Below are 24151 nucleotides of genomic sequence, written 5' to 3'. Positions count from 1 at the left end.
AGCCAGGGGTAGTATTATTCACTGCCCTTGCTTTGAGGAAATATTTTCAATAGGCTCTGCAACAACTAACAAAGGGAGTTTTATTCATAGGAGTTCCCGGCTCTTTTGAACACTGAATATAGAACAAGGAAGTGAGAATTTCGAAGTGTACTTAATTAAAACTTTCTTCTTACTTCAAATTACCTTGTTCCTTGTTCATGATTCAATTTCGTGCCTTCGTGGCAAAATCAAATTCCGCGTCTAAAAATCCAGCTTATTCAGCAGATCGTCGCTGACGAGGTTCGGCAGAGTAACGGTCAATCCGGGATTGGCTTCCATGGCTCGTTTGATGGCGAATGTGGCGTTCGGATTGCGGGCCCAGTTGCGGCGCGAGATGCCATTATTTACATCCCATAAAAGCATGGACTTCAATCGGCGATCGGCATCAGCACTGCCATCGAGCAACATGCCGAAACCACCATTGATGACTTCACCCCAGCCAACACCCCCGCCATTGTGCAGCGAAATCCAGGTAGCGCCACGAAATCCGTCGCCTACGAAATTTTGCACAGCCATATCGGCAGTAAAACTGGAACCGTCATAAATATTGGAAGTTTCGCGAAAAGGGCTGTCAGTGCCCGATACATCGTGGTGGTCGCGACCGAGAACAATGGGTGCCGAAATTTTCCCTTCTTTAATGGCGTTGTTGAATGCTTCGGCAATATTGATCCGGCCTTCGGCATCGGCATACAGAATGCGGGCCTGCGAGCCGACGACGAGTTTGTTTTTCTGCGCTTCGCGTATCCAGTGAATATTGTCTTTCATCTGCTGGCTGATTTCGTCGGGCGAAGTGGCTGCCATTTTTTCGAGCACTTCGGCTGCAATGTTGTCCGATAATTCCAGGTCTTCTGGCTTGCCCGAGGTACATACCCAGCGGAAAGGACCGAATCCGAAATCGAAACACATTGGGCCCATGATGTCCTGAACGTAGCTCGGATAGCGGAAAGTGCCATCTTCTTTCATAATATTGGCGCCTGCACGCGAAGCTTCAAGCAGGAATGCATTTCCATAATCGAAGAAATACGTTCCGCGTTCACTGTGCTTATTGATAATGTCGGCCTGACGTCGCAGACTTTCATATACTTTTTCTTTGAACAATTCCGGCTGTTCCGCCATCATGATATTTGATTCTTCAAAGCTCATTCCGGCAGGATAATATCCGCCTGCAAACGGGTTGTGGAGCGAGGTCTGATCGGATCCGATGTGAACAAAAATATTTTCTTTGTACAGATGTTCCCACAGATCTACAATATTTCCGACGTAGGCAATTGAAAGAGCTTCTTTGTTTTTTACCGCTTCGGCAGTACGTTTGGTGAGGGCATTGAGATCGGAGAATATTTCATCGACCCAGCCCTGATCGTATCTTTTATATGCAGCAGCAGGATTCACTTCTGCTACAATGCCCACTACGCCTGCGATTTTAGCGGCTTTGGGTTGAGCGCCTGACATTCCGCCAAGTCCTGAACTTACGAAAATCATTCCGCCCAGACCTTCGCCTTTGGCAGCTTTCATGCGGCCAGCATTGAGTACAGTAATGGTAGTGCCGTGAACAATTCCCTGTGGTCCAATGTACATATACGATCCGGCGGTCATTTGTCCATACTGCGACACGCCCATAGCATTCATGCGTTCATAGTCGTCGCGCGAGCTGTAATTCGGAATCACCATACCGTTGGTGACCACCACGCGGGGAGCATCTTTATGACTTGGATACAAGCCCATCGGATGTCCGCTGTACATGGTCAACGTTTGTTCGTCGGTCATGGTGGCCAGATACTGCATGGTGAGCAGATACTGAGCCCAGTTCATAAAAACTGCACCGTTTCCGCCGTAGGTAATAAGTTCTTCGGGATGCTGTGCCACCGCGGGATCAAGGTTGTTCTGAATCATGAGCATAATAGCTGCTGCCTGACGCGATTGTGCCGGATACTCGCTCACCGGGCGGGCAAACATCGGATAATCAGGCATGAAACGATACATATAAACACGACCGTATTTTTTGAGTTCTTCGGCAAATTCGGGAGCCAGTGTGGCATGCCAGCTTTCGGGAAAATAGCGCAGCGCGTTGCGGATGGCTAATTGTTTTTCTTTTTTAGTAAGAATGTCCTTACGCTTTGGGGCGTGATTGGCATTGGGGTTATACGGTTTCGGAGCAGGCAATTCATCTGGAATGCCTGCCATGATTGCTTTTTTGAATTCTTCGGGGGTCATAGCGCAATATTTTGGATGGACAAAATTAGAAAAAACAATCGAGAGATTTCAAGACTTTAAATGAATGGTTATATAATGGACAAAAAAAGGCTGCCAGGGAAGGGCAGCCTTTCAATTGAATAAGAAAAAAATTATTGTCTGATAAGTCGGTATGCGAACTGTTTTGTTTCGCTGGTGATTATTAGTTGATACAATCCTTTGTCAAGTGACTGTACATTGAGCTGGTAATTGTAGCCATTTTCAGCACTGACAATTTCCTTCAGAACAATACGTCCCTGAGCATCGGCAATGGCAATGGTTGAGTTTCCTTCGAGAATGCCGGAAGGAATTTCAATATTGACAAAGTCATTTGCCGGGTTTGGATAAATGTTGATGAGATTCGCATCCGGATCATTTATGCCAGTGCAGCTGTCAACAATGACGGTAATCTGATCTGTCAGCGTACAACCAAATGAGTCGACAACCTCAACGGTATAGACTCCGGCCGTGTTTGTAACGTAAACATTCCAGTTGTTGTTTACACCGTTCCACGTATAAGATTCATAGCCTATTCCGGCATACAGAGCCACGGATTCATTTATGCAAATCGTAGTGTCGCTTGGTCCAAGGTCAATTACATTTACAAATGCATTTACTTCGGCATAGCAACCGAAAGGAAAACCAGGATTTTGGTGTATTGAGTCCGTCGCATTGAGATATACGCCGGTTTCGCTTGATCCGCTCCACTGGCTACCACCTTCGAAATGCAGGTACCATCTGTTATCCCATGGAGAATACGTGATTGTTGAACAATCACTCAGATCTGAAAATACAGCAGCGGTGTCAAGATCACCGTTTGTCAGATTCAATCTCATCAGATTAGAACTATTGTAATCGCGATAAACAACATGGTAATCATTTCCGTCATATTCGGCAATGCCCCAGTCGGCCCAGTTTTCCGTACCGTATGTATCGGCAGAATAAGAGTCACCAAGATCATTTACGCTCCCGGTGGCGTTGTTCACAACATAGAAGTGTCCATTGATTCCCGAATATAGAACGGTGAATCCGTATCCGGCATAAATGCCGCTGTAATCGGATCCATATCCCATAGTAATTGTCGTCTGTAAAGTCAGAGTCTCAATAACATTCATATTTGAATCCAGAGATTGGAACGAATTGACATAATAAGTGCCTCCGTTGGTGTTGCTGTTTCCGTCCCAAAGTGACAACAGCTTTCCTGATTTTAGATCACTGAATAATCCGTCATTGAGATTGAAAAATGTCCCCGTTGCTGGATCGAGATCATGATTGAATCGGCCAATTCCATCATCAGCCAGAAAATATACATGATCAGGAGTTACAGCGATACCACCTCTATCGTCACCAATAAGCGCATCGAAATCGACCAAAACTGCTGCAGTGTCTGCAAATGAAGTCACCATGAAGTAATCTTCTGAAACAGAGTTCTGAACATAATAAGTCGTGGTTTGAGATAGAGCTGGGGTTAGAAAATTACTTCCTGAGTCAATGGGGCTTGATAGTGGATTTGTGAACCAATATGCATAGTTAGGATAAGCAAGATGTAGATTGGCAACGGTATTTGGACACACTGTTGTGTCGGATATGATTGGAATAGCCTCAATAGTTACGCTTTGATGGTCAATAGTAACACAGCCGATTCCGTCAGTTGCCTGATAGCTTATTTCGTAAAATCCTGGTGCAAGTCCAGATGGATTAAAAGAGCTTCCGGATACCCCGGGACCAGAAAATGTTCCACCTGCTGGTGTTCCTGATAACGTAATTGTTTCCACATAAGGGCAAAATGAAGTGTCACCCATAGAGATTTCTGCAAGTGCAACCGGGACGCCGAAGGTGCAATAATTATAACTCAGGCGCAAACGAGCATGGTTTGCAATACAGAACATGTCAACTTCGCTTGAAGGCAGTAGCTGAAAATGAACATTTCCGCCCGATGTCCATGCTATAATAGAATCAGCGGGGATCATGATTTTAAAAGAATCCGGGGTGCAGTCGTTGCCGTTGCTGGGAGTTTGGCCAATGTTTGTCCAATTAGATGAAAACACTTCCATATATTCAGCATTGTCTCCGTTATCAATCTGATAAATCAGGCATAACTCTGCATCGCCCCAAATTCCTGGCGTAACAGGAATGCTGTAATTGAGCGTGTCTCCATAATTTACAATGGTATCATAAGGAGTCAGGTACTGATAAACCTGAGCATTAGCATTAGCCCAGGTAATTGCTGCAAATAGCAGAAGTAAAATTTTCTTCATAGTGTATTATTTTTAATTCGTTACAAATATATGAACATTAATGTAAAAATCCATGTTATTTTAAGATAGAAGAGTAAAAAACATCAATCAAATGAGTTTTTTGTTGTTTTATTAACAGATCATTGTACTGCATCCACGAATAACGCTGAAATCTACTCTGCCGGTGATTTTGAATGACCCGTCTTCATGCAGGATCCCGCTGTCGTCGGTTGCCAGAAACGGGCATGAATACATGTTTGCAAGGTCGATGATGTTGATGGCACCGCTTGTTTTATTTTGCGGAGGCGACAATGGGTCGTTGATATCGCGCAGCAGAACCCGCATCCAGGGCGGACATCGAAAGCTTCCATCTGCTTTTGAATAGGCTTGACTAAGCAACTCTGTCATGCCGTATTCGCTGTGAATGGACGGAACGCCAAATGAATTTTTCAATAATGCATGTAATTCAGCTCTCGAAAGTTCTTTGCGCCGGCCTTTCATACCGCCGGTTTCCATCACAATCAGTTCAGGAAATTGCAAAGAATATTTTTCAGCAAAATCAGTCAGCGCATGAGTGACACCGATCAGAATGGTTTTTAGCTTTTTATTTTGCAGTGAATTCAGCGTTGCGAAAAGCTTTTCTTGATCGTACAAATAAAAACCGGATTCGCTTTTATTGCTTTGTTTTATCCAGTGATCGACCATATACACCAGCGATGAATGCTGTCGTTCGAGGTATCCTGGTAGCAAGGCAAGCACCACATAATCTTCGATGTTGCCATAAAAACGCTCGAAGCATTTCATTGCGGAGGCCAGATAAAGCGCAGGATCTGCGATATAGTGACGTCCGGTTTCGGTTGCAGTTGTTCCACTGGTTTCAAAAAATAAATCTGCGGTACAATTGTCCGGCAGAATTTTATTATAGCGAAAAAGATTGACCGGAAGAAATGGAATTTCGTGAACAGAGTGAACGTTTTCCGTCGTTTTTCCGATGCTTTTGCAAAAGGTTTTGTAGACGTCGTTGTGCATTTGATGCCATGAAAAAAGTTCAAGCGCAGCCTGTTCAAATTCCTTTTGGGTTTGAATCCTGAAGATATCCGAAGACAATTTTTCCAGGCCGGTCATCGTTATTTTTTGTACCTTAGTGCAAATTTTTTCAACGTGCGTTCAAAGTTACAAATATTCCTGCTTGCAGCTATCATAGGGGTTGCGCTTTACAGTTGCATTGAGCAGCGTGAATATCCGCTGGAGCCTGCAATTAAATACAAAAGTTTCACTACGGTAAAAAGTATTGCCGGGCATGACAGCATTGGGTTTCTGACCATCGAATTCACTGACGGAGACGGCGATGTAGGGCTTTCGCAAACAGATACGCTGGCTCCTTACAATCCGGGTAGCACGTATTATTACAATTTCTTTATCACTTTTTCTCAAAAAATTGATGGTGATTTTCAAGAAATTACAACCCCGTACAACAGCCGTATTCCTGATGTTAATCCCGAACATATCGATAAAGATTTGATGGGAGATATTACAATAGAGATAGATCTGAATATACTTTCGCTGGTTTTAAGCAGCGATGTTATTAAAATGAAAGCTTACATGGTTGACCGTGCGCTGCATGAGAGCAATACGATTGAGACACCTGCAATAACGCTGGATTTGCCTTAACTCTGGCGGCATGCGGCATAGGGCATGCGATCCAATGCCTAATGCCTTACGCCTTACGCCTAATACGGTGTTACCCTTGTCACCTTGCAACGTCTGTAACGATTGTAACGATTGTAACGATTGTAACGATTGTAACGGAAACATCTAAAATCAAAAATCACCCGTTCTTATAATTGAAATTATTCCGTTTGGTCGATTTTCTTACAGGTAATACTTTGTCTATCCGATAATTTGTCGTACCTTTGCACGCTCAAATTGCCTGGAGTCAGGCGGGAGGCACAATTATCAACAACAATCAGCATTTAGAGATGAGTAATCTTTCGAAACTTAGAAATATCGGCATTGCCGCGCATATCGATGCGGGGAAAACCACTGTCAGTGAGCGAATCCTGTTTTTTACAGGTGTTAACCGCAAGGTCGGCGAAACCCACGATGGGGCTGCCACCATGGATTTTATGAAGCAGGAACAGGAGCGTGGAATCACCATTGCTTCGGCTGCCATTACTGCGCATTGGAAAGAACATACCATAAACCTTATTGACACTCCGGGTCACGTCGATTTCACAATTGAAGTCGAACGTTCGCTTCGCGTGATTGATGGAATGATCGCCGTTTTTTGTGCGGTTGGAGGCGTTGAACCTCAGAGTGAAACTGTCTGGAATCAGGCCGACCGTTACCGTGTGCCGCGTATTGCATTCATTAATAAAATGGACCGCACAGGCGCCGAATTCAACGAAGTTGTTGCTCAGATGAATAAGTATCTTGACGCATCAGCTGTGCCTTTTCAGATTCCGATGGGTGCCGAGGAGCATTTCCTTGGAATGATTGACCTTATGAAAATGAAGGCTTTCACTTTCAATGAATTTGAAAGAATAGAATCAGAAATTCCGGCTGAATATGCCGATGCCGCTAAGAATGCACGTCAGCGAATTGTTGAAGTTCTGGCCGATTATGACGATACCATTGGCGACTTGTTTCTAAATGAGAAGGAAGTGTCTGATGATTTATTGATGAAAGCCGCACGCGAGGCCACCATTAAATTACTCATCACTCCGGTTTTCTGCGGCGCTGCATATAAAAATAAAGGTGTCCAGCTTTTGCTCGATGCAGTGATTGATTATCTTCCGTCGCCCATTGATATTGGTGCCGTAGTTGGTACTGATGTTGACGATCATGAAAAAATGCTCACCCGCGGACCGTCTGGTAAAGAACCGTTTGCTGCTTTGGCATTCAAACTTATAAATGACCCTTTTGTAGGTCAACAGACTTTTATCCGAATATTCTCAGGCACGCTTACAACTGGAATGGCGTTTTTCAATTCGACCAAAGGCAAACAGGAACGTGCTGGCCGCATTTTGCGTATCCGCGCGAAGGATCGCGAGGAACTCACAGAAGCAGGCCCAGGCGACATTGTTGCTCTTGTTGGACTGAAACTGGCCCGCACAGGAGACACTTTGTGTGATCTGAATAATAAAATATTACTCGAATCCATTCATATTCCGCCTGCCGTTATTGACCTTAAAATCAATCCGGCCATCCGTAAAGACCGTGATAAGCTGAGCGAAGCGCTGGCACGCCTTTGCAACGAAGATCCTTCGTTCCGGGCTCATTTCGACCAGGAAACCGAAGAAACTATTGTTTCGGGCATGGGCGAACTCCACCTCGAAATTATCATGGACCGCTTGAAAGAAGAATTCAAAGTGGACGTAGAAGTGGGCGAGCCCTCGGTTTCATACCGAGAGGCGTTGTCGATGGAAGTTGAGGGCAATTACCGTCATGTGAAGCAGTCTGGAGGTAAAGGCCAATTTGCTCATACCGTTATCCGATTTGAACCAAACGAAGGAAAAGGATTTGAATTCGTTGATAAAATCAAGGGCGGAGCCATTCCGGCTGAGTTTATTTCGTCGGTTGAGAAAGGCCTGCGTAAAGCTATGGACAAAGGACCTCTGTCGGGATTCCCTGTGGTGGATGTCAAAGCTGTACTTGTTGATGGCGGCTTCCATCCGGTCGATTCAAGCGATATGGCTTTCCAGATTTGTGCTGCAATCTGTTTTAAACAAGGCTTTTTGAAAGCCAAGCCACAGTTGCTGGAACCGATCATGAAAATTGAAGTGAACACGCCCGACGATTATATCGGCAATGTGACCGGAGACTTGAACAAACGCCGTGGAAAAATCGAATCTATGCGCCGTTATCGCAAAGGTGCACAGAAGCTCAATGGTTTTGTTCCTCTTCAGGAAATGTTTGGATATTCAACAACGCTTCGTAACCTTTCGAGCGGCCGCGCCAATTATTCAATGGAGTTCTTCAATTATCAGGCTCTGCCTGCTGCCATTCAGGAAGCAGTGATCAAGAAGCTGAACGACAAGAAAAACGGGTAAGGCGCAACGCACAAAGCTCATAGCGCATCACGGTTGATGTTAGAAGTTAACTTGTACTGTTTTTCAATACGTGAAACGAAAACACTGTCACGGATTGAAAATCCGCGCCAGTGATAGTTTTAAGCTAGCGCTATGATTTCTGTGCCTGAGTTTCTGAAGTTGCAGTTAGTACTTGACACGTCGGCATGAATGCCAAAAATTCTTACTTTTGTTGCGTAATGAAAGCAGACAAATCAAATCTGGTCATCATCGGAGCTGGGAATGTGGGAACACATCTGGCGAAGCTGTTCAGCAACCAAGGCGTTTCCGTAACGGTTGCATGCCGCGAAAATTCTATTGTTTCGCAGCGTTTCGACAATAATATTCATGTCGTTCCAATGCATGAAATTCCAATGAATGCCGATTTGTATCTGCTCACATTAAAAGATGCTGTGATTGCGGAAGTCGCATCAATGCTGCCAGACCTGAGCGGAATAGTTGCTCATACATCCGGAAGTGTTGGACTGGAGCCGCTTTCGAAGTTTCAAAGGTGCGGCGTTTTTTATCCGTTTCAGTCATTTCGCAAAGAAATTCCGCTCACGGTAATAGATTTTCCGATTCTTATTGAAGCATCAGATGCCGCTGTTGAACAGGAGCTGCTGAGTATTGCAAGTTTAATTTCATCAACGGCAATGATTGCTTCGAAAGAGGTCAGAGCGGGCATTCACACAGCTGGAGTTTTTGTCTCTAATTTTACGAATCTCATGTATTGCGCCGGATGGTCTGTTGCAGAAATGAAACAGTTTGATGCCAAAAAACTTTTACTGCCTTTGATTCAGGAAACCGCACTAAGACTTCAATACAGACAGCCTTCGGAATTGCAGACAGGACCTGCGATTCGTGATGATCGCGAAACTATTTTGAAACATCTGGATATTCTGGAGAAAAATCCTGAATTATACAGACAATACAAAGAACTTACAAATGCATTATTGAAAAAATATGGTCATGAAGAATTATCGTGAGAAGCTGAAACATATAAAAGCATTTGTATTTGATTACGATGGCGTTCTTACAAATGGGAATGTTTATCTTACAGACTCCGGGATGCAGCTGCGACAGGGCAATGTGCGCGATGGCTACGCGTTGCAGCTGGCCAGAAAAAAAGGTTTTCATATTGCCGTTATCACAGGATCTCATGACAGAGGAATTGAAAAACGTTGTCATTTTTTGAACATTGAACAGGTGTTTTTAGGTGTATCAGATAAACAAAAAGTATTTCTTGAATACCTGGAAACCTACAATCTGAAAGCGGAAGAAATTTTGTTTATGGGCGATGATTTGCCTGATTATCTGATCATGAAAATGGCGGGAATTCCATGTTGTCCGGCAGATGCATGTGAAGAAATAAAACAGGTGAGCGAATACATTTCACCGCTGCAGGGCGGGAAAGGCTGTGTGCGCGATGTGATCGAACAGGTGCTGAAGATTAAGGGAATGTGGATGGATGATGATGCGTTTCATTGGTAGGTCTCCTTCGGGGGGCTATACCTGCTGTTCGCATTTCGACGGAGTTTATCCTGCTGCCAATCCTTCGACTCCGCTCAGGATGACAGAAGCGAAACTTAGAATGACAGCGGCTGGGCTCAGTATAACAGATGTTGGACTCAGGATGATAGTGGAGAGGAATTAAATAAAACAGAGATAAAAAAGTTAATCAGTAAAAACAAATTGTAATGGCATACTTTCGTCTTTTCAGAGTTGTGAATCTGCTTATCATGGCGCTGATCATGTATTTCTTTCGCTATTTTCTTTTCGAATCGGCGCTGAATTTCGAAAATCTGGCATCACCTTTAAGTGATCTTCAGTTCGGATTGCTGGTTGGAATGTTTGTATTGCTGGCTGCCGGCGGTTATGCGCTGAACGACTATTATGATATTGGGATGGATGAAATCAATAATCCTGAAAAAACGGTTCTGCGAAAAAAGCTGCCATTATCGGCCGGACAAAACTGGTTCTTTATACTGACGGCTGCAGGATTGGTTGTTGGCTTCATTCTGGCCTTCATGCTGAAAGCAACTTCTCTATATTTTATGCCCATATTTATTGCAGCACTGTATTGGTTTTATTCGACAAAATACAAAAGAGAATTTCTGTCAGGCAATCTGGTGGTGTCATTCATGGCCGCATTGAATGTTGGAATCATTTATCTGTACTACATCATGGCATTCATCAATGCCGGAATAATTCCTGTGCTCATGATGCCGTACATCAATACAATCATGCTGATTTTTGTCGCTTTCGCATTCTATGTTACGTTTATCCGCGAAGTTGTGAAAGACATTCCGGACATGGAAGGCGACAAGGAATTCGAGTGCAGCAATATTCCCATTCGTTATGGAATTAAGACTACCCGGATTGTTCTGCTGGCAATGGCTTTTGTACTTCTCGCTGCGCTTGCCGTTTTTGCGTATTACTCAATCCAGCTCAGCAAGTCGTATCTGACCTATTATATTCTGGCTTTGCTTATCCCGTTCTGGATCTACGTTATCCGCAGCATTTGGATTGCCAGGGAGAAAAAGGACTTTAATGAGCTGGCAACATTGGTAAAAATATTTATGGTGGCTGGTGTGGTATCACTTCAGCTGCTTCATATGAGCAATCTGTGGCGATGATACTGACTGAAAGACTAAAGAATTATTCAATCGTTCTTGCATCGGGAAGTCCGCGCAGGGTCGAGCTTCTGAAAGGTATGGGCGTTGATTTTTCTATTCGCAAACTCGATATTGACGAATCTTATCCGAAAGATTTAAAAGGTTCTGAAATTGCTGTATTTGTAAGTCAAAAAAAGTCATTCGCTTTTCCCGAAAACGAAATAAGTGATATCACAATAGTCATAACTTCAGATACGATTGTCTGGCAAAATGGCTGTGCGCTTGAAAAACCGATGGACCGCACTCATGCCATCGAAATGCTGAAATCGTTGTCGGGCGCCGAACATGAGGTTTTCACAGGAGTTACTCTTCGTTCGAAAACCAAAACACATTCATTTTTCAGCCGCTCCAATGTTCGGTTCAGATCGCTCAGTCTTGAAGAAATTGAGTATTATGTTGATACCTGCAAACCCTTTGATAAAGCGGGATCCTATGGCGTTCAGGAATGGATCGGGTATGTAGCAATTGAGCGCATCGAAGGGTCGTGGTTCAATGTGATGGGTCTGCCGACTCGCATGCTGTATCAGGAGCTGGAAGCGTTTATTGAAAGCAATTGAGCTGTCTCAGTACGAAGTACAAATCCAGATTTTTACGTCTTGTTGTGAAACCTCTCCTTCTGTTATTGTGACAGTATTAGCTGGTTCATTCACAAAATATTCCTCAGTCATCACAACAAAAGTCCCGGCGGGAAGCTCCGTTGAGAGTCTGCCATTGCGGATTTCGAGACTGGTGCTGTTTAGTTTCAGTAAAACGAAACCTGGTTGTCCCATGCTGTCTGCAGCTTCTTTATTGACCAGATAAACACGGCCGTCAAATCTTTTGTAATCACGGTCCGATTCGTCAAAGACCGGCATACAGCTTCCCATTCCTAGGAACACGGTGGAGTGAATTCCGGTCGAAAAATCATCTTTACAAGACGAAACAATAAACAGAATGCTGATAATTAAGAGTAGTTTTTTCATCGCTGCAAATTTATTCGACGTGCTGCTTTACTTAACAGCAAAGTTATGTTTTTTATTGACGATTGAATCGAAAATTATAAAATAAAGTGTTACAAAAACAGCGTGCATAGCCAATGGTAATCCAGCTTCGGGGGGCACAAGCATAAAAGATGCTACGGCTGCAAATGCAGAACTTTTTGTTGTAAAAATCAGATTGGCAGCAATGATGGTTGGCTGATCAACCCTGATGCGACGCGCTATAACATTGAAAAGAAATCCGCCGCCGAACATGACGGTCGCAAAAATAAATGAGTTGATCAGAACCAGTTCAGGACTTTTCAGGATCAGGGTCTTACTCATTCCCACTATCGGCATGATGATGAGAAAAAATCCCCAATTGATTACATGACCCCGAATTTTTCCGATGGTTGGAAGTAAAGGCGTTCTTCGCAGTATGCGACTAATAATCAATGGTGCAACAATTACTGTTGTGATTATTACAATAACCGATTGCGGGCTGATCATGGAGTCGCCCAACAGCAGAAGCAAAGCCAGAGGCGTAACTAAAATTGAAATAAGATGCAGTCCGAAAACACCCGTGACCGCGAATGAGACATTGCCTTTCATTACAGCCGTAAAAGGGATTACAGAAGGTCCCGGCGGACTGATAACAAGCAGCATAATTCCTGTGATCATGAGCTTATCATCAAACAGAATCAGACCGGCTCCAAGCAACAGCAATCCGAAAACCACGAAATTCAGCAGGAAAGAAATGCCTACGATTTTTATTGTTTTGCTGAGTGGTCGCCATTCTTTGAAGCTAAATCCGGAAGTTGCAAAGACCATCACAATTGCCAGAATCCAAACAGAAACTGAGGCCAGATGCACGGTGTAATCGCCCAGAATAAATCCAAGCAATAGCGATAAAATCAGAATAAAATTTCGGTCATTAATTATTTTCAGTAGTTTATTCAGCATGAATGTTTAACTTTGGAATGCAAAATTACGCAAATGGAATTGTTTTTTCACCCCGAACTGATAAATGGCATATGCGAGCTTGGCGAAAACGAAGCCCGGCATTTGCGTGTGTTGCGTAAAAAACCGGGTGATGTAATTATTATTACGGATGGTCTTGGACATCGCGCTGAATGCGAGATTGCAGAATCAGGCCCAAAAAAGTATCTGGTATATGTAAATGAAATTCAGACAGTGACACGGCCTGAACCACGGCTGATACTGGGTGTTTCGCCGCTTAAAAATCCTGATCGTTTTGAATGGTTGGTGGAAAAATGCACTGAGAGCGGTGTAGGAACAATCGTTCCCATTGTTTGTGAGCGGACGGAATCAACACTAAAAAAAACTGATCGTTTGCAACGCATCATTCAGGCCGCGACTATTCAGTCGTTACAATTTTTTATGCCCGAAATGACGCATCCCATGAGCTTTGCGGATTTTATTAAAACATATGATGCAAAAACCAAACTCATTGCCTGGTGCGATGATGTGCCCAAAACGTCCATTCTGAATTCGTTACACGAATATGAAAACACCATTATTCTCATTGGCCCGGAAGGTGATTTTACCAAAGATGAATTTGACGTCGCTTTGCAATCAGGCTATCAGGCAATATCGCTCGGGCAAAATCGTTTACGAACCGAAACCGCTGCAGTGATGGCCGCGCACGCGTTTTATCTGATCAACAGCAAGTAATGAAAAAAATATTTTATATAGTTCTGTTTTTTCTGGCAGCATCTGGTAATGCGCAAAGCCCGGTCAAAATCGCGCTACTCAAATACGGCGGAGGCGGCGACTGGTACGCCAACCCCACTTCGTTGCCCAATCTGGTGAAGTTCTGCAATGCCAATATGGGTACCAATATCGGAACAGAAATACCAACAGTTGATCCTGGCAGCAGCGATATTTTCAATTTCCCTTTTGTGCATATGACCGGTCACGGCAACGTGATATTTTCAGTGCAGGAAGTTGAGAACCTTCGCCAATACATGCTTTCAGGAGGATTTCTCCACATTGACGATAATTATGGAATGGATATTTTCATCAGGCCACAGATAAAGAAAATATTTCCGGAGTACGAGTTGATAGAAATCCCATTCAACCATGCGATCTATCATCAGCAATTTGATTTTGCAAACGGATTGCCGAAGATCCACGAGCATGACGCAAAGCCGCCTAAGGGCTACGGCATAGTTGTGGACGGGCGCATCGTTTTATTTTATACGCATGAATGCGATTTGGGTGATGGCTGGGAGAGCCCGGATGTGCACAACGATTCGCAGGAAACCCGAGCGAAAGCGTTGCAGATGGGCGCGAATATTATTCGCTACGTGTTTAACGGTGATTAGGCGCAAGGCATGCGTCTCAGCGTCTCGCCTTCGTCGGGATAAACACCATGCGAAGGGCGCATCGCACAAGGCATAAAGCATGGGTATGCGGAGCACAACGCTGTCTACTTTTATCCCTTCGACAGGCTCAGGACAGAGCTTTTTACTTTTATCTTTTGTCTTTTGTCTTTTTTGTTACTTTTGCTTTTTTTAAGCAATGCTATTCAGTTCAGTCACATTTCTTTTTGCATTTTTGCCGCTGGTGTTGCTTTGCAATTATCTGGCGCCGAAGCCATGGCGAAATGTTGTATTGCTGGCTTTCAGTCTGATTTTTTATGCGTGGGGAAGCGTTTCTTACTCTTTGTTGCTGTTGCTTTCCATCCTGATCAATTACGGCTTCGGCCTTGTTGTAGGCCACATAATTAAGAGAGATGCAGGATCCAGAAAAAAGGCCTGGCGCTGGCTCGCGTTGGGGGTGGCATTAAACCTGGGACTTCTGATTGTTTTTAAATATACGGGCTTTTTCATGCATAACATGAATAAAGTACTGGGTTCGGGAGGGTTCGAACTTTTGCGAATTCCCAAAATATTGCTGCCTGTCGGTATTTCCTTCTTCACTTTTCAGGGATTGTCGTATCTGGTCGATGTGTATCGCGGGACCTCCGAAGTACAGAAAAAGTTTGTCAATCTGGCACTATTCGTTTCATTATTTCCTCAGCTGATTGCGGGCCCCATTGTGCGTTATCACGATGTCGATCAGCAACTGAGCAAACGGTTTTATAATCGCCGGAAGTTCTCGCAAGGCGTTGAGCGTTTTCTGATTGGTCTTGCAAAAAAAGTGATTTTGGCCAATTCATTTGCCGTTATTGCCGATGCCGCATTTGCTGCTGACCCCGGCTCTTTGTCATCGACTCAGGCCTGGATGGGAATTGTGTTTTATGGCCTGCAGATTTATTATGACTTTGCCGGATACAGCGATATGGCCATAGGATTGGGGCGGATGCTTGGATTTCATTTTCTGGAGAATTTTAATTTCCCATATATTTCAACTTCCATCCGCGAATTCTGGCGTCGTTGGCACATCTCGCTTTCCAACTGGTTTCGTGACTATCTCTACATTCCATTAGGCGGAAACAAGAAAGGACCATTCCGCACCTATTTCAATTTGTTTATCGTGTTTTTTCTTACAGGATTGTGGCACGGAGCCGGAATGAATTTTATTCTCTGGGGACTAATTCATGGATTCTTCATGATTGTGGAACGATTAGGACTTGGAAAATTTCTGAAAAAAATTCCGAAAGTATTTTCAAATGCTTATGTAGTAATCATCGTTTTGATTGCTTGGGTTCCGTTCAGAGCAGAAAATATTGGATTGTCGGTCAGATACATCAAGCGCCTGTTTGCATTCTCGTCGGAGTCAGTTGTTGATTTTTCTCAGTATTATTCAACGGTGCTTTGGTTGCTGCTTGCAATTGCGATAGTTGGAGCCTATGGTTTGTTCCCGTTGCTTTGGCAGCAAATGCTGCGTGTTTACCGCAGATTGAATTTCTTTTGGAAAAATACTTTTGCTTCAGGATACGATTTGGTTGCATTTGCATTTTTCGCATTGGTACTCATTGTTTCCACAGTGATTCTTTTGTCCGGTTCTTATAACCCGTTTATTTATTTCAGATTCTGATGAAAAAACCGGCAACATATAATTCACCTGTAAGGCGCATCCGAAGCTACCTGCTGAGCATTGTATTCATTGTTGCCATCATAATTCCTGCTGTAAACATTTTCGTTGAAATAGTTCCGGATGTCGAGATAAATGAAAACCGGCTCAAGGCGCCATTTCCGGCGTTTGATTTCAGTAAACTTGATCCATTTCCCCGCGAATTCGAAGTGTATTTTGAAGATCATTTTGTTTCAAGAAATTTCTTTCTGAAGCAATATATGAGATTGAATCTGCTTTTGTTTCAGAAATCGGTGATACCTGACAAAGCTGTGGTTGGAAGCGATGGTTGGTTGTATATGTCGGGTTTTGAATTGGAGAGTTACCGGGGCGATAGTCTTTTTAATAATATAGAACTTGCAGAGCTCACCAGCGAAATCGCGCGCCGCGACTCAATCGTAAGGGCATCTGGCGGAAATTATTATTTCGTTATTGTTCCGTGCAAGCATTCGGTTTATCCTGAATACCTTCCGGAATACGCCGAAAAGACAGTTGCAAAAAACAATGCAGAATTAATCATGGAGAGTCTGCAGCGCAGTACTGGAGTGAAATGTCTCTTCCCATTGAAAGAAATTCAAAATCATAAAACGGAACAGTATCCCTTGTATTCAAAGACCGATAATCACTGGAATCATCTGGGTGCCTTCTATGCTGTGCAAGCTGTTGCAGAACTGATCCGTAAAGATTATCCTGCTGTAAAGCCGCTCCGGCTCTCTGATTACAGAATTGTGGTGAAAAAGCAGCGGGGTGGTAATATTGCAGAAATGTTTGGCATGCAGGATGAGCTGGCGGAAGATTTTGTAAGTCTGGAGCCGATAGAACCTGTAAGGGCGCATACCGCAGACAAACAGAATTACCCGGTATTGGAGGGCTTCGCGTATCCTGAAGAATATGAAGTTGTATTTGAAACAGGAAATGATTCACTTCCGAAAATGCTGATTATACGGGAATCGTTTGCTGGATTTGCAGCTCCATATCTTTCGGAATCGTCTTCAAAAGCTGTGTTCATATTCGATGCATGGCAGCACAAATTCAATCCGGAAATTTTTGAATCCGAAAAACCCGACATTTATATTCAGTTTGTCATGGAAGGATTCCTGCGACAAATGCTTCAATACTCGCGTGCAGAGAAGGGTTCAACTCCAAATTAAATTTCTGGCGCATTCACTTTAGTTGCAAAAACTATCGGTCTGTTTTCTCGTCTTTTTCAGCAGGTGTGTCGTCGACAAGTACAAAACGAATGGGCAAATTGAATTGCACACGTACTGCTTTTCCTCTTTGTTTTCCTGGAGTCCAGTTGGGCATACCTTTTACAACCCGCACAGCTTCTTCGTCGCAGGCTCCACCAATTCCGCGCAGCACTTTGACATTACTTACTGCTCCGTCTGTCTCAATTACGAAAGTGACATATACAGTCCCCTGAATTGAGGCTTCCATAGCCTCATGCGGATATTTGATGTTATTCATGAGATAAGTCATGAGGGCATCCTGTCCGCCCGGGAATTCAGGTGAATCTTCTACAATGGTAAAAATTTTATTGTTGTAATCTGTTTCAATTGGCACCGGTTGTACCACGGTTGTGCTGTCGGAGATTTGCGCCTGCAGAAGGTTGCAGAGGGTTGAGAAACACAAAATAGTGAACAAAGATTTCATGGTTTTTAATTTTCGTCAAATATAAAATTAAAAATACAAATAATGCAGTTTCAATCCGTTTTCGGAATTCCATTCCAGTGCGGGGGCGGGGCATTTAAAGAAATTGAGACTACGCAGAAGCAGCTTCCAGCCGCGTCCCCGAACAGGGATCTTGCCGAAATCGATATCGGGAGCAATATACCACTGGCTGTAGCGGCGGAATAAGGGAACGGGCAATCCGTCAACTTCGGTAGGGTTGTAATCACCACCGGTCATACCGTCGGCGCCGTAGCCCACTGCCACATTAAGCCAGACTGGGAAACGTGTTTCTTTATTCAGACATTCTTTAATGTTCATGCTGAGCCAATATGTCTGACCATTGTAATCCTTAAGCGGCTGCTGAAGCAGGTTTTCACCAAGCAGCGAAGGATTGTACTGAGCATATTCGGTTGGATGAAATCCCATTTTAAGCGAAAACAAATTATCTTTTCCGGTCAACTCGTTGGCTGCGAAGAGTGAGACCCCCAGCGTGTTTGCGCACATGTCGCCGACGGAGAATCCCCACCCGGCTGAGAATCCATCGAGGATTTCGATAACCGACATATAGGAGAAAGAGCAAATGGCACTGATCCGGGCCGACTGTCCGCGCGTGTAGCCGGCATTCCGATAAAGATCGGACTGTACGCGGGTGAAGTGAAAAGCAGAGGTCATATGACCGAGCTTATCAATGCCCTTCCATTCGTCGAGGTCATTGAAAGCATGAAAGCGACCTGTTGAATAATCGCTGTACCAAAGAAAGCTAAGGCCAGTGAGCGACCCGACATAGAATACGCCGGCAAAGGTGTTGACCTGCCATTTTTTGAAGAGGGGGCGGGTGGTATCGGTGGGAGAAAATAAATTAGAAACTTTTCCAACCTGTGAAACTTTGACAAAGTTCAAAACTTTGTCAAAGTTAGGGTTGGAAAAGTTAAAGTTAGGGTTGGAAAACGTTGGTACAATTTTATTTTCAGCCGGCAGTGTTGTGGCGAAAAAAATGGCGAGTAGTATGAGGCAAATCCGCTTCAGCATGGTGCTTCGGCGGCCTAGAGGAACGCTTTTATTTCTTTGAAGTATCCTTCTTTATCGGTAGAGAAAGTGGAGGTATTGTCGGCTTCTTTCACCATATAGGTTTTGGTGATAGAGCCGCGGAGACCGCTGATTTTTTTCACCATGTCGCCGTTATAAACAAGATCATTTTTACCGTAAATAATCAGAATTCCGTTCAGGCTGGCTCCTTTGGCTTCGAGTGCAAATTTCGGCTCGAGCTGATTTTTGTCAAAACCAAGCGGCAACTTTACTTCCTTGCCTGTGGTTGTTTTGATGGCTTTCTGCACATCATCGAGGGTGGAGTAGGGCGAGTCGGCAATAATTTTTGAAATTTCGCTGCAGCGTGTTGCACCAATGGCCAGTGATAATGCGGCTCCAAGACCTTGACCGTACAGACAGACCGTGCGGCATTTCGAATGATATTTCGAAACATAATCGATGGCTGCATTCAGGTCGAGAGCAAACTGTGTGTAGATGTAAAACTCCGGGTTGATGTTGAAGGCGTCGCTTTGGCCAAATCCGCGGTAATCATAAGTGAGAACGTTGTAGCCCAGCGATACAAAATTAGTAGCCACTTCTATCAGGTCGGCCATATTGCCTACACCGTTGTCGCTCAGAATAATCATCTTGTAAGACACTTCTGATGGCTTGAAAAGCCAGCCTTTCAGGTTCAGGTTGTCAGAGGTTTTGATGGAGACTTCTTCGTAATTGAGCCCGTAATCGGCAGGAGTAACTGCGTAGGTGAGGGACGGGTCGAGGGCAGATGCACACATGGCGCTGAATAGCAGAGCGATAAATAAGAAACTTCTCATAGTATATTTTTTTGATGGACCGTGGTTACAAAAAATTGTGCCGCATTAAGCATCGAGGTACTGACGACCTTCGTTTTTGAGATAAATCAAAGCTTTCTGAAGAATTCCTTCTTTTTCTCTGAGCGATTCCTCGAAAATGGTCGTGCTGATGTCAATGGCTGTTGCATTGGGTTGCATGGTAGTGCCTGCAGTATTGATGATGCGAATAATATCTTCTTTGGCGTTTTTCACCATATCCCAGGCCTGATTCGAAACGTAAACCTGCTGCGAAAGATTGTGTTCGTATTCCATGCGGATTGTCTGCAGAAGCATCGCTTGCAGTTCCTTTGCGCTCATGCCTGGCTGGTTCATACGCAGTACAATGCTTTCAGGATTGATGCGTTCGAGAAACATAGCCAGTCTTTCGTAGGCCTGCAGGCGGATGGGCAGCGAAAACCGCTTCTGCTCGAAGCGTGAATCCAGTTCTTTTTTCTTCTGTTCGTTTTCCAGATAGCTTTTAAGTACAAAAAATGCAGTAAGAAAAACCATGAGTGCTGGCAGCACAATTTTAGCAAGATCGAGAGCAAGTTCCATTTCAGATTCTATTTAAGGCAAAAATAATTAATAATTTGATACGATGGTAATCTAATGTGCTGATGTGCTAATTTGAAAATGTGTTGATTTATTCACTCATTATGTTGTTTTAAAATGTGTTCATGAGCTCACGATTTCATCGTTCGGTTGAAAATTTGAAAATGACGCAATTCATTTATTGATCAGAGATAAAATGAATTTGTTATTTTTGTGGGAAAATAATGATTCGATGATTAAGGCTTTAATATTTGCAGTATTGCTGGGATTGGCAATTGTGGCTCAATCACAAATTATTCCAGCGGACAGTATTTACTGTGATTCCATTGTGAAAGCAGACACCAATTATGTAAAATATTATCATGACAAGAAATATTATAGCAATGGAAATCTTAAAGGTGAGGCTTTAATATTGCGAAAGAGAATGAATGCCCAATTTGACATTGACATCACAGTTGGCAGGATTACGGAATTTTACAGAAATGGTGATTTGTATCAGGTTTATTATAATGATTACAATGGCCGGGCCTCTGGTTCAGATACTATGTTTTATTATTCGCAGGTATTAAAAAAAGTGAAGATTTATGATTCCGTAAGCGTTTATCACTATAAGCGTAATTCCATGTCTGACTCTTTCACTCCTGATAATTATTATTTAAAAAAATTCTATCAGAATGGAGTTCCTCGAAAAGAAGGCCGGCTTTTCAATTTGGAAGAGCAGCTGGCACATGAGCGTCGCGGCAAGTGGATTTTTTACAGTAAAAATGGCGCTGTGCGCAAGGTGAAATACTATTGAGTAACAACATAAATGATTACTGCTTAAAACCTCTGAAATTTGTGATTGACATTAATTATAAGAACATGTTCCGACTGCTATTTATTGTTTGTTTTACGGCACTTTCTTACAGCTCAAATGCGCAGCATTTCATTGCCGACAGCGCATGGTGCGATTCTGTTGTAAAGGCTAATCCGGAATTTTCAGGTTACGTTCACCGTAATAGATTTCATAGAAATGGAATGCCTAAGGAAAGCGGGTATTACCTCAAGATTAAAGCAGGAAATGGCGGTTATTTTTTAACGCCAGTGGGAAAAATCAAATTGAGTAGAAAATCGGGAATCCCATGGTACACGTATTACTGCGACGGGAAAGGTCAACCTGTTGCTGACACTATGTTTTATTCGGATGGAACACTTTCCACAATCAGATTATATGATTCTGTTGGTTATTATTTCAAAAGAGCAATTCCAAATTTGTCATATGCTGACAACTATTATCGTAAAGAATTTCGGTCGAACAACACTCTCAAATGTGAAGGGCGGATTGTTCAGGCTGCAAAAAAACCAAGAAGTAAGCGTAGCGGCAAATGGATTTTTTATGACAAAGCTGGCGTTGTGCGCAAGGTGAAATACTATTAATTGCTGCACAATGTCCTGCTTGCAGTGTGATAGATCTCGCACACAAAGCATGGTGCAAACTGTCACGGATAAAATATCCGCGCCAGTGATAGTATGTTGTTGGTCACGCATCAGCGCAAAACGTTGCAAGCAGGAGACTCGCGCCCATCTTGAAAAAGATTTTCAAAGCTCCTGCTCAGAGCTGACGGCTGACAGCTCTGATGTAACGACCGTAACGCTTGTAACGTGTAACGTCTGTAACGCCACGCTTTCAGCGTGATAAACTCCACGCTTGTTACGACAGAATTTATTCAACAAAATATTTCTCAAACCCGCTGGTGCTGTCTGTTTTCAGGGTGCCGTCGGGAGCGCTGAAAATGAAAAATGCTTCCATGTCTTTGTTCTGCTCCAGAATTATTTTGGCTTTTTCAATTCCCATAACCATAAACGCGGTAGCATAGGCATCGGCATCCATGCATTTTTTGGTGATGACTGTAACACTCAAAAGCGAGTGACTGACCGGATATCCGGTATGTGGATCGATGGTGTGCGAATATTTGACTCCATCTTTCACATAGAATTTGCGGCTGCTGCCCGATGTGGCAATGCTGATATCCGTAATAGCCAGTTTTCGGAAAATTTCCTGTTCGGCAAATTCGTTTTCTGCTGGACGTTCGATGCCAACCACCCAGGAAGATCCGTCCGGTTTTTTGCCTGAAACGCGCACTTCGCCTCCGATTTCGACCATGTAATCATGAACTCCTTTTGCTTCAAGAAATTCGGCAATCAGGTCAACGGAATAGCCCTGTGCGATGGCGTTCAGATCAATCTGGATGCCGCTTGTGTCGAAGGCAAGATGATTGTTTTTAATGGAAATCAGCTGGTATCCGACGAGTTTTTTCAAAGAATCAATGGTGGTGGAATCAGGGTCTGTGCCTTTTTCGCGGCCAAAACCCCATGCGCGGACAAGCGGTCCAACGGTAATATCGAAGTAACCATCTGTCTTTTTTGATATTTCGAGTGATTTTTCGAGCAATGCAATCAATTCCTTACTCATCTCCGGATTTTCTCCTCTGTTGATGCGGCATAGCAGCGATGAGTCGTTATAGAGTGACGCTATAAGGTCAAATGAGTGCAAAATGCTATCGATGGATGTTTTTTCAACCTGGTCTGGAGATCCGTACCATTTTATATGAAACGTTGTCCCCTGCGCACTTCCGGACCATTCGGTCAACGAAGTCTGGTGCTGGTTTCCGCACGCAACAATCAACATTGCGAGAACCGGGAATAATATTTTTTTCATTTTTTCTGCGAACATAACATTTTTTATTCTAATTTCGTACAAGGATTGTTTTTGTTTATAGTAAAAATTATTTTTTCCCCATGAAAAAAATTCTGACTCTTTTAGGCACAATAATTTTTGTAGCCATGTTTACGCCAATGTTTTTCACCTCATGTGAAACGGAGGAAGACACAGAAGTTCCTGAACCAAATTCGACTTTTTTCTCCGCGGTTATAGGAGAGAATAACAAATCAATCACTCCAGGTGTTAATGGCTATTTGGTTGAGCCATATGATACAGGATATTCTGATGCCTCCGGCGACCATTATATCACTGGAATCCGCCTGTATCAGTCAGCTTCGGGCTATTATGTTTCTTCTCGCGAAGAGTTCAAAATTGAGCTCGTGAACCTGTTTGATACACTAGGATTGGACAAAGACAGCATTTTTCATGCATTTCTTTCGCAAGCCACACTTCCTTGGTACAATCCAACAATGGTAGCTGACAGCGTCTATCATACGGGGATGCGCATTATGTGGCGCACCGCGGAAGGTGACTGGTATGCTTCGGATGAAGCAACACAGAGCGCAAGTCTGACTGTTGATACAACCCACAATGTAACTGTTCCCGGTGGCATCAGCACGCATGAATTGTATTTGCAGTATAATTGCACCTTGTTCGAAAAAAATGGCTCCGGCACAGTGATACTAACGGATGGACGTGGGCGGTTCTCATTTATCAATTCGATGTTCTATTAAAACATTTTTCATTCTGAACCCGGCTGATGGCCGGGTTTTTTTATGTCTGAAATCTGCTGATGGCTTGTTCGCAATATAAATTGAAAACCAACAGAAGCAAGTTTTGAGTTCCCGGTCGCTGCTCCCCGCTGTCATTCAGAGTATTTGAAAAATGGACTCATGAAAGAAAGAGCTACAAATGTATCGAAGAACGGCAGCGGGTTTAATAAGTCGCACTTCGATACGATGAAGCTTGAGAAGCATAATGCGGAATGCTTCATCACTCAGTGTGACAGTTAGTGCTTTGCTGATACAACCGGGATCTCGTTTTATACTTCGGACAATACTTTTGTTGATTTTCGCTGCCGACGCTTCGACGGAGTTTATCCC

The 24151-nt window shown here is 43.5% G+C and carries 23 protein-coding genes; 13 read left to right on the top strand and 10 right to left on the bottom strand.

Annotation, left to right across the window (positions count from 1 at the left end; genetic code table 11):
- Positions 1-240 precede the first annotated feature (240 nt).
- The 3 genes from A2W93_08360 to A2W93_08350 form a co-directional block, all read right to left on the bottom strand.
- Entirely contained in the window at positions 241-2250 is a 2010-nt protein-coding gene (locus A2W93_08360) for a urocanate hydratase (protein OFY55620.1), read from the bottom strand.
- Between the two features lie 131 nt (positions 2251-2381).
- A complete protein-coding gene (locus A2W93_08355) occupies positions 2382-4526 on the bottom strand; it encodes a hypothetical protein (protein OFY55619.1) in 2145 nt (714 codons plus the stop codon).
- Positions 4527-4637: 111 nt separating this feature from the next.
- Positions 4638-5630 carry an acyl transferase gene (locus tag A2W93_08350; protein ID OFY55618.1) on the bottom strand — a complete coding sequence of 331 codons (993 nt, stop codon included), beginning with the start codon at positions 5628-5630 and terminating at the stop codon, positions 4638-4640.
- Between the two features lie 36 nt (positions 5631-5666).
- Between A2W93_08350 and A2W93_08345 the strand changes: the two genes are divergently transcribed.
- The 6 genes from A2W93_08345 to A2W93_08320 all read left to right on the top strand — a co-directional run bounded on the left by A2W93_08345 (position 5667) and on the right by A2W93_08320 (position 11807).
- Positions 5667-6176 carry a hypothetical protein gene (locus A2W93_08345; GenBank protein OFY55617.1) on the top strand — a complete coding sequence of 170 codons (510 nt, stop codon included), beginning with the start codon at positions 5667-5669 and terminating at the stop codon, positions 6174-6176.
- A gap of 308 nt (positions 6177-6484) precedes the next feature.
- Complete coding sequence (locus A2W93_08340) at positions 6485-8557, top strand: translation elongation factor G (protein ID OFY55629.1); 2073 nt, start codon at positions 6485-6487, stop codon at positions 8555-8557.
- Positions 8558-8775: 218 nt separating this feature from the next.
- The gene (locus A2W93_08335) at positions 8776-9561 is read left to right on the top strand and encodes a hypothetical protein (GenBank protein ID OFY55616.1); all 786 of its coding nucleotides are present in this window, start codon (positions 8776-8778) and stop codon (positions 9559-9561) included.
- Positions 9539-10066, top strand: a complete 528-nt coding sequence (locus A2W93_08330) for a 3-deoxy-D-manno-octulosonate 8-phosphate phosphatase (GenBank protein ID OFY55615.1) — start codon at positions 9539-9541, stop codon at positions 10064-10066. The genes A2W93_08335 and A2W93_08330 overlap by 23 nt, the downstream gene beginning before the upstream one ends.
- Before the next feature lie 248 nt (positions 10067-10314).
- Positions 10315-11211 carry a hypothetical protein gene (locus A2W93_08325; GenBank protein OFY55614.1) on the top strand — a complete coding sequence of 299 codons (897 nt, stop codon included), beginning with the start codon at positions 10315-10317 and terminating at the stop codon, positions 11209-11211.
- Positions 11208-11807: a septum formation protein Maf gene (locus tag A2W93_08320; GenBank protein ID OFY55613.1), complete on the top strand. Its 600-nt coding sequence runs from the start codon at positions 11208-11210 to the stop codon at positions 11805-11807. The genes A2W93_08325 and A2W93_08320 overlap by 4 nt, the downstream gene beginning before the upstream one ends.
- Positions 11808-11813: 6 nt before the next feature.
- Here the strand turns inward: A2W93_08320 and A2W93_08315 are convergent, their stop codons facing one another.
- Both A2W93_08315 and A2W93_08310 read right to left on the bottom strand, forming a co-directional pair.
- A complete protein-coding gene (locus A2W93_08315; GenBank protein OFY55612.1) occupies positions 11814-12212 on the bottom strand; it encodes a hypothetical protein in 399 nt (132 codons plus the stop codon).
- 27 nt (positions 12213-12239) lie between these two features.
- The gene (locus A2W93_08310) at positions 12240-13169 is read right to left on the bottom strand and encodes a hypothetical protein (protein ID OFY55611.1); all 930 of its coding nucleotides are present in this window, start codon (positions 13167-13169) and stop codon (positions 12240-12242) included.
- A gap of 33 nt (positions 13170-13202) precedes the next feature.
- Here A2W93_08310 and A2W93_08305 point away from each other — a divergent pair, with 33 nt between their 5' ends.
- The 4 genes from A2W93_08305 (at position 13203) to A2W93_08290 (ending at position 17398) form a co-directional block, all read left to right on the top strand.
- Positions 13203-13901 carry a hypothetical protein gene (locus A2W93_08305; GenBank protein ID OFY55628.1) on the top strand — a complete coding sequence of 233 codons (699 nt, stop codon included), beginning with the start codon at positions 13203-13205 and terminating at the stop codon, positions 13899-13901.
- Positions 13901-14554, top strand: coding sequence for a hypothetical protein (locus A2W93_08300; GenBank protein ID OFY55610.1), 654 nt, complete (start codon positions 13901-13903; stop codon positions 14552-14554). Before A2W93_08305 ends, A2W93_08300 begins: the two co-directional genes overlap by 1 nt.
- 196 nt (positions 14555-14750) lie before the next feature.
- Complete coding sequence (locus A2W93_08295) at positions 14751-16211, top strand: hypothetical protein (GenBank protein ID OFY55609.1); 1461 nt, start codon at positions 14751-14753, stop codon at positions 16209-16211.
- Positions 16211-17398: a hypothetical protein gene (locus A2W93_08290; GenBank protein ID OFY55608.1), complete on the top strand. Its 1188-nt coding sequence runs from the start codon at positions 16211-16213 to the stop codon at positions 17396-17398. Before A2W93_08295 ends, A2W93_08290 begins: the two co-directional genes overlap by 1 nt.
- Positions 17399-17429: 31 nt before the next feature.
- On the opposite strand, the gene A2W93_08285 is transcribed toward A2W93_08290, so the two are convergent.
- From A2W93_08285 to A2W93_08270, 4 genes are all read right to left on the bottom strand, one after another.
- Positions 17430-17900, bottom strand: coding sequence for a hypothetical protein (locus A2W93_08285; GenBank protein ID OFY55607.1), 471 nt, complete (start codon positions 17898-17900; stop codon positions 17430-17432).
- 27 nt (positions 17901-17927) lie between these two features.
- Complete coding sequence (locus A2W93_08280) at positions 17928-18818, bottom strand: hypothetical protein (protein OFY55606.1); 891 nt, start codon at positions 18816-18818, stop codon at positions 17928-17930.
- A 143-nt stretch (positions 18819-18961) separates the two neighbouring features.
- Positions 18962-19777: a hypothetical protein gene (locus A2W93_08275; GenBank protein OFY55605.1), complete on the bottom strand. Its 816-nt coding sequence runs from the start codon at positions 19775-19777 to the stop codon at positions 18962-18964.
- Between the two features lie 45 nt (positions 19778-19822).
- Positions 19823-20350 (bottom strand): hypothetical protein, encoded by a 528-nt coding sequence (locus A2W93_08270; protein ID OFY55604.1) that lies wholly within the window; start codon positions 20348-20350, stop codon positions 19823-19825.
- 193 nt (positions 20351-20543) lie between these two features.
- Between A2W93_08270 and A2W93_08265 the strand changes: the two genes are divergently transcribed.
- Together A2W93_08265 and A2W93_08260 are read left to right on the top strand one after the other, a co-directional pair.
- Positions 20544-21143 (top strand): hypothetical protein, encoded by a 600-nt coding sequence (locus tag A2W93_08265; protein ID OFY55603.1) that lies wholly within the window; start codon positions 20544-20546, stop codon positions 21141-21143.
- A gap of 65 nt (positions 21144-21208) precedes the next feature.
- Positions 21209-21763 (top strand): hypothetical protein, encoded by a 555-nt coding sequence (locus A2W93_08260; GenBank protein ID OFY55602.1) that lies wholly within the window; start codon positions 21209-21211, stop codon positions 21761-21763.
- A 286-nt stretch (positions 21764-22049) separates the two neighbouring features.
- Here the strand turns inward: A2W93_08260 and A2W93_08255 are convergent, their stop codons facing one another.
- Entirely contained in the window at positions 22050-23060 is a 1011-nt protein-coding gene (locus A2W93_08255; GenBank protein OFY55627.1) for a hypothetical protein, read from the bottom strand.
- Between the two features lie 65 nt (positions 23061-23125).
- On the opposite strand from A2W93_08255, the gene A2W93_08250 reads away from it, so the two are divergent.
- On the top strand, positions 23126-23782 hold the full coding sequence (locus A2W93_08250; protein OFY55601.1) for a hypothetical protein: 657 nt from the start codon (positions 23126-23128) through the stop codon (positions 23780-23782).
- The last annotated feature ends 369 nt before the right edge of the window (positions 23783-24151 follow it).

It is taken from the genome of Bacteroidetes bacterium GWF2_43_63 (assembly GCA_001769275.1).
GTDB lineage: Bacteria > Bacteroidota > Bacteroidia > Bacteroidales > DTU049 > GWF2-43-63.
Note: the sequence above shows the minus strand (reverse complement) of the source record. Positions and strands in the feature narration are given on the sequence as shown.

Bases quoted from the DNA above. Each gene is read 5' to 3' on its own strand.
- A2W93_08310 (OFY55611.1), bottom strand. From the start codon at position 13,169: ATGCTGAATAAACTACTGAAAATAATTAATGACCGAAATTTTATTCTG.
- A2W93_08320 (OFY55613.1), top strand. From the start codon at position 11,208: ATGATACTGACTGAAAGACTAAAGAATTATTCAATCGTTCTTGCATCG.
- A2W93_08330 (OFY55615.1), top strand. From the start codon at position 9,539: ATGGTCATGAAGAATTATCGTGAGAAGCTGAAACATATAAAAGCATTT.
- A2W93_08315 (OFY55612.1), bottom strand. From the start codon at position 12,212: ATGAAAAAACTACTCTTAATTATCAGCATTCTGTTTATTGTTTCGTCT.
- A2W93_08325 (OFY55614.1), top strand. From the start codon at position 10,315: ATGGCGCTGATCATGTATTTCTTTCGCTATTTTCTTTTCGAATCGGCG.
- A2W93_08270 (OFY55604.1), bottom strand. From the start codon at position 20,350: ATGGAACTTGCTCTCGATCTTGCTAAAATTGTGCTGCCAGCACTCATG.
- A2W93_08300 (OFY55610.1), top strand. From the start codon at position 13,901: ATGAAAAAAATATTTTATATAGTTCTGTTTTTTCTGGCAGCATCTGGT.
- A2W93_08285 (OFY55607.1), bottom strand. From the start codon at position 17,900: ATGAAATCTTTGTTCACTATTTTGTGTTTCTCAACCCTCTGCAACCTT.
- A2W93_08290 (OFY55608.1), top strand. From the start codon at position 16,211: ATGAAAAAACCGGCAACATATAATTCACCTGTAAGGCGCATCCGAAGC.
- A2W93_08295 (OFY55609.1), top strand. From the start codon at position 14,751: ATGCTATTCAGTTCAGTCACATTTCTTTTTGCATTTTTGCCGCTGGTG.
- A2W93_08250 (OFY55601.1), top strand. From the start codon at position 23,126: ATGAAAAAAATTCTGACTCTTTTAGGCACAATAATTTTTGTAGCCATG.
- A2W93_08260 (OFY55602.1), top strand. From the start codon at position 21,209: ATGTTCCGACTGCTATTTATTGTTTGTTTTACGGCACTTTCTTACAGC.
- A2W93_08305 (OFY55628.1), top strand. From the start codon at position 13,203: ATGGAATTGTTTTTTCACCCCGAACTGATAAATGGCATATGCGAGCTT.
- A2W93_08355 (OFY55619.1), bottom strand. From the start codon at position 4,526: ATGAAGAAAATTTTACTTCTGCTATTTGCAGCAATTACCTGGGCTAAT.
- A2W93_08265 (OFY55603.1), top strand. From the start codon at position 20,544: ATGAATTTGTTATTTTTGTGGGAAAATAATGATTCGATGATTAAGGCT.
- A2W93_08360 (OFY55620.1), bottom strand. From the start codon at position 2,250: ATGACCCCCGAAGAATTCAAAAAAGCAATCATGGCAGGCATTCCAGAT.
- A2W93_08255 (OFY55627.1), bottom strand. From the start codon at position 23,060: ATGTTCGCAGAAAAAATGAAAAAAATATTATTCCCGGTTCTCGCAATG.
- A2W93_08275 (OFY55605.1), bottom strand. From the start codon at position 19,777: ATGAGAAGTTTCTTATTTATCGCTCTGCTATTCAGCGCCATGTGTGCA.
- A2W93_08350 (OFY55618.1), bottom strand. From the start codon at position 5,630: ATGACCGGCCTGGAAAAATTGTCTTCGGATATCTTCAGGATTCAAACC.
- A2W93_08340 (OFY55629.1), top strand. From the start codon at position 6,485: ATGAGTAATCTTTCGAAACTTAGAAATATCGGCATTGCCGCGCATATC.
- A2W93_08335 (OFY55616.1), top strand. From the start codon at position 8,776: ATGAAAGCAGACAAATCAAATCTGGTCATCATCGGAGCTGGGAATGTG.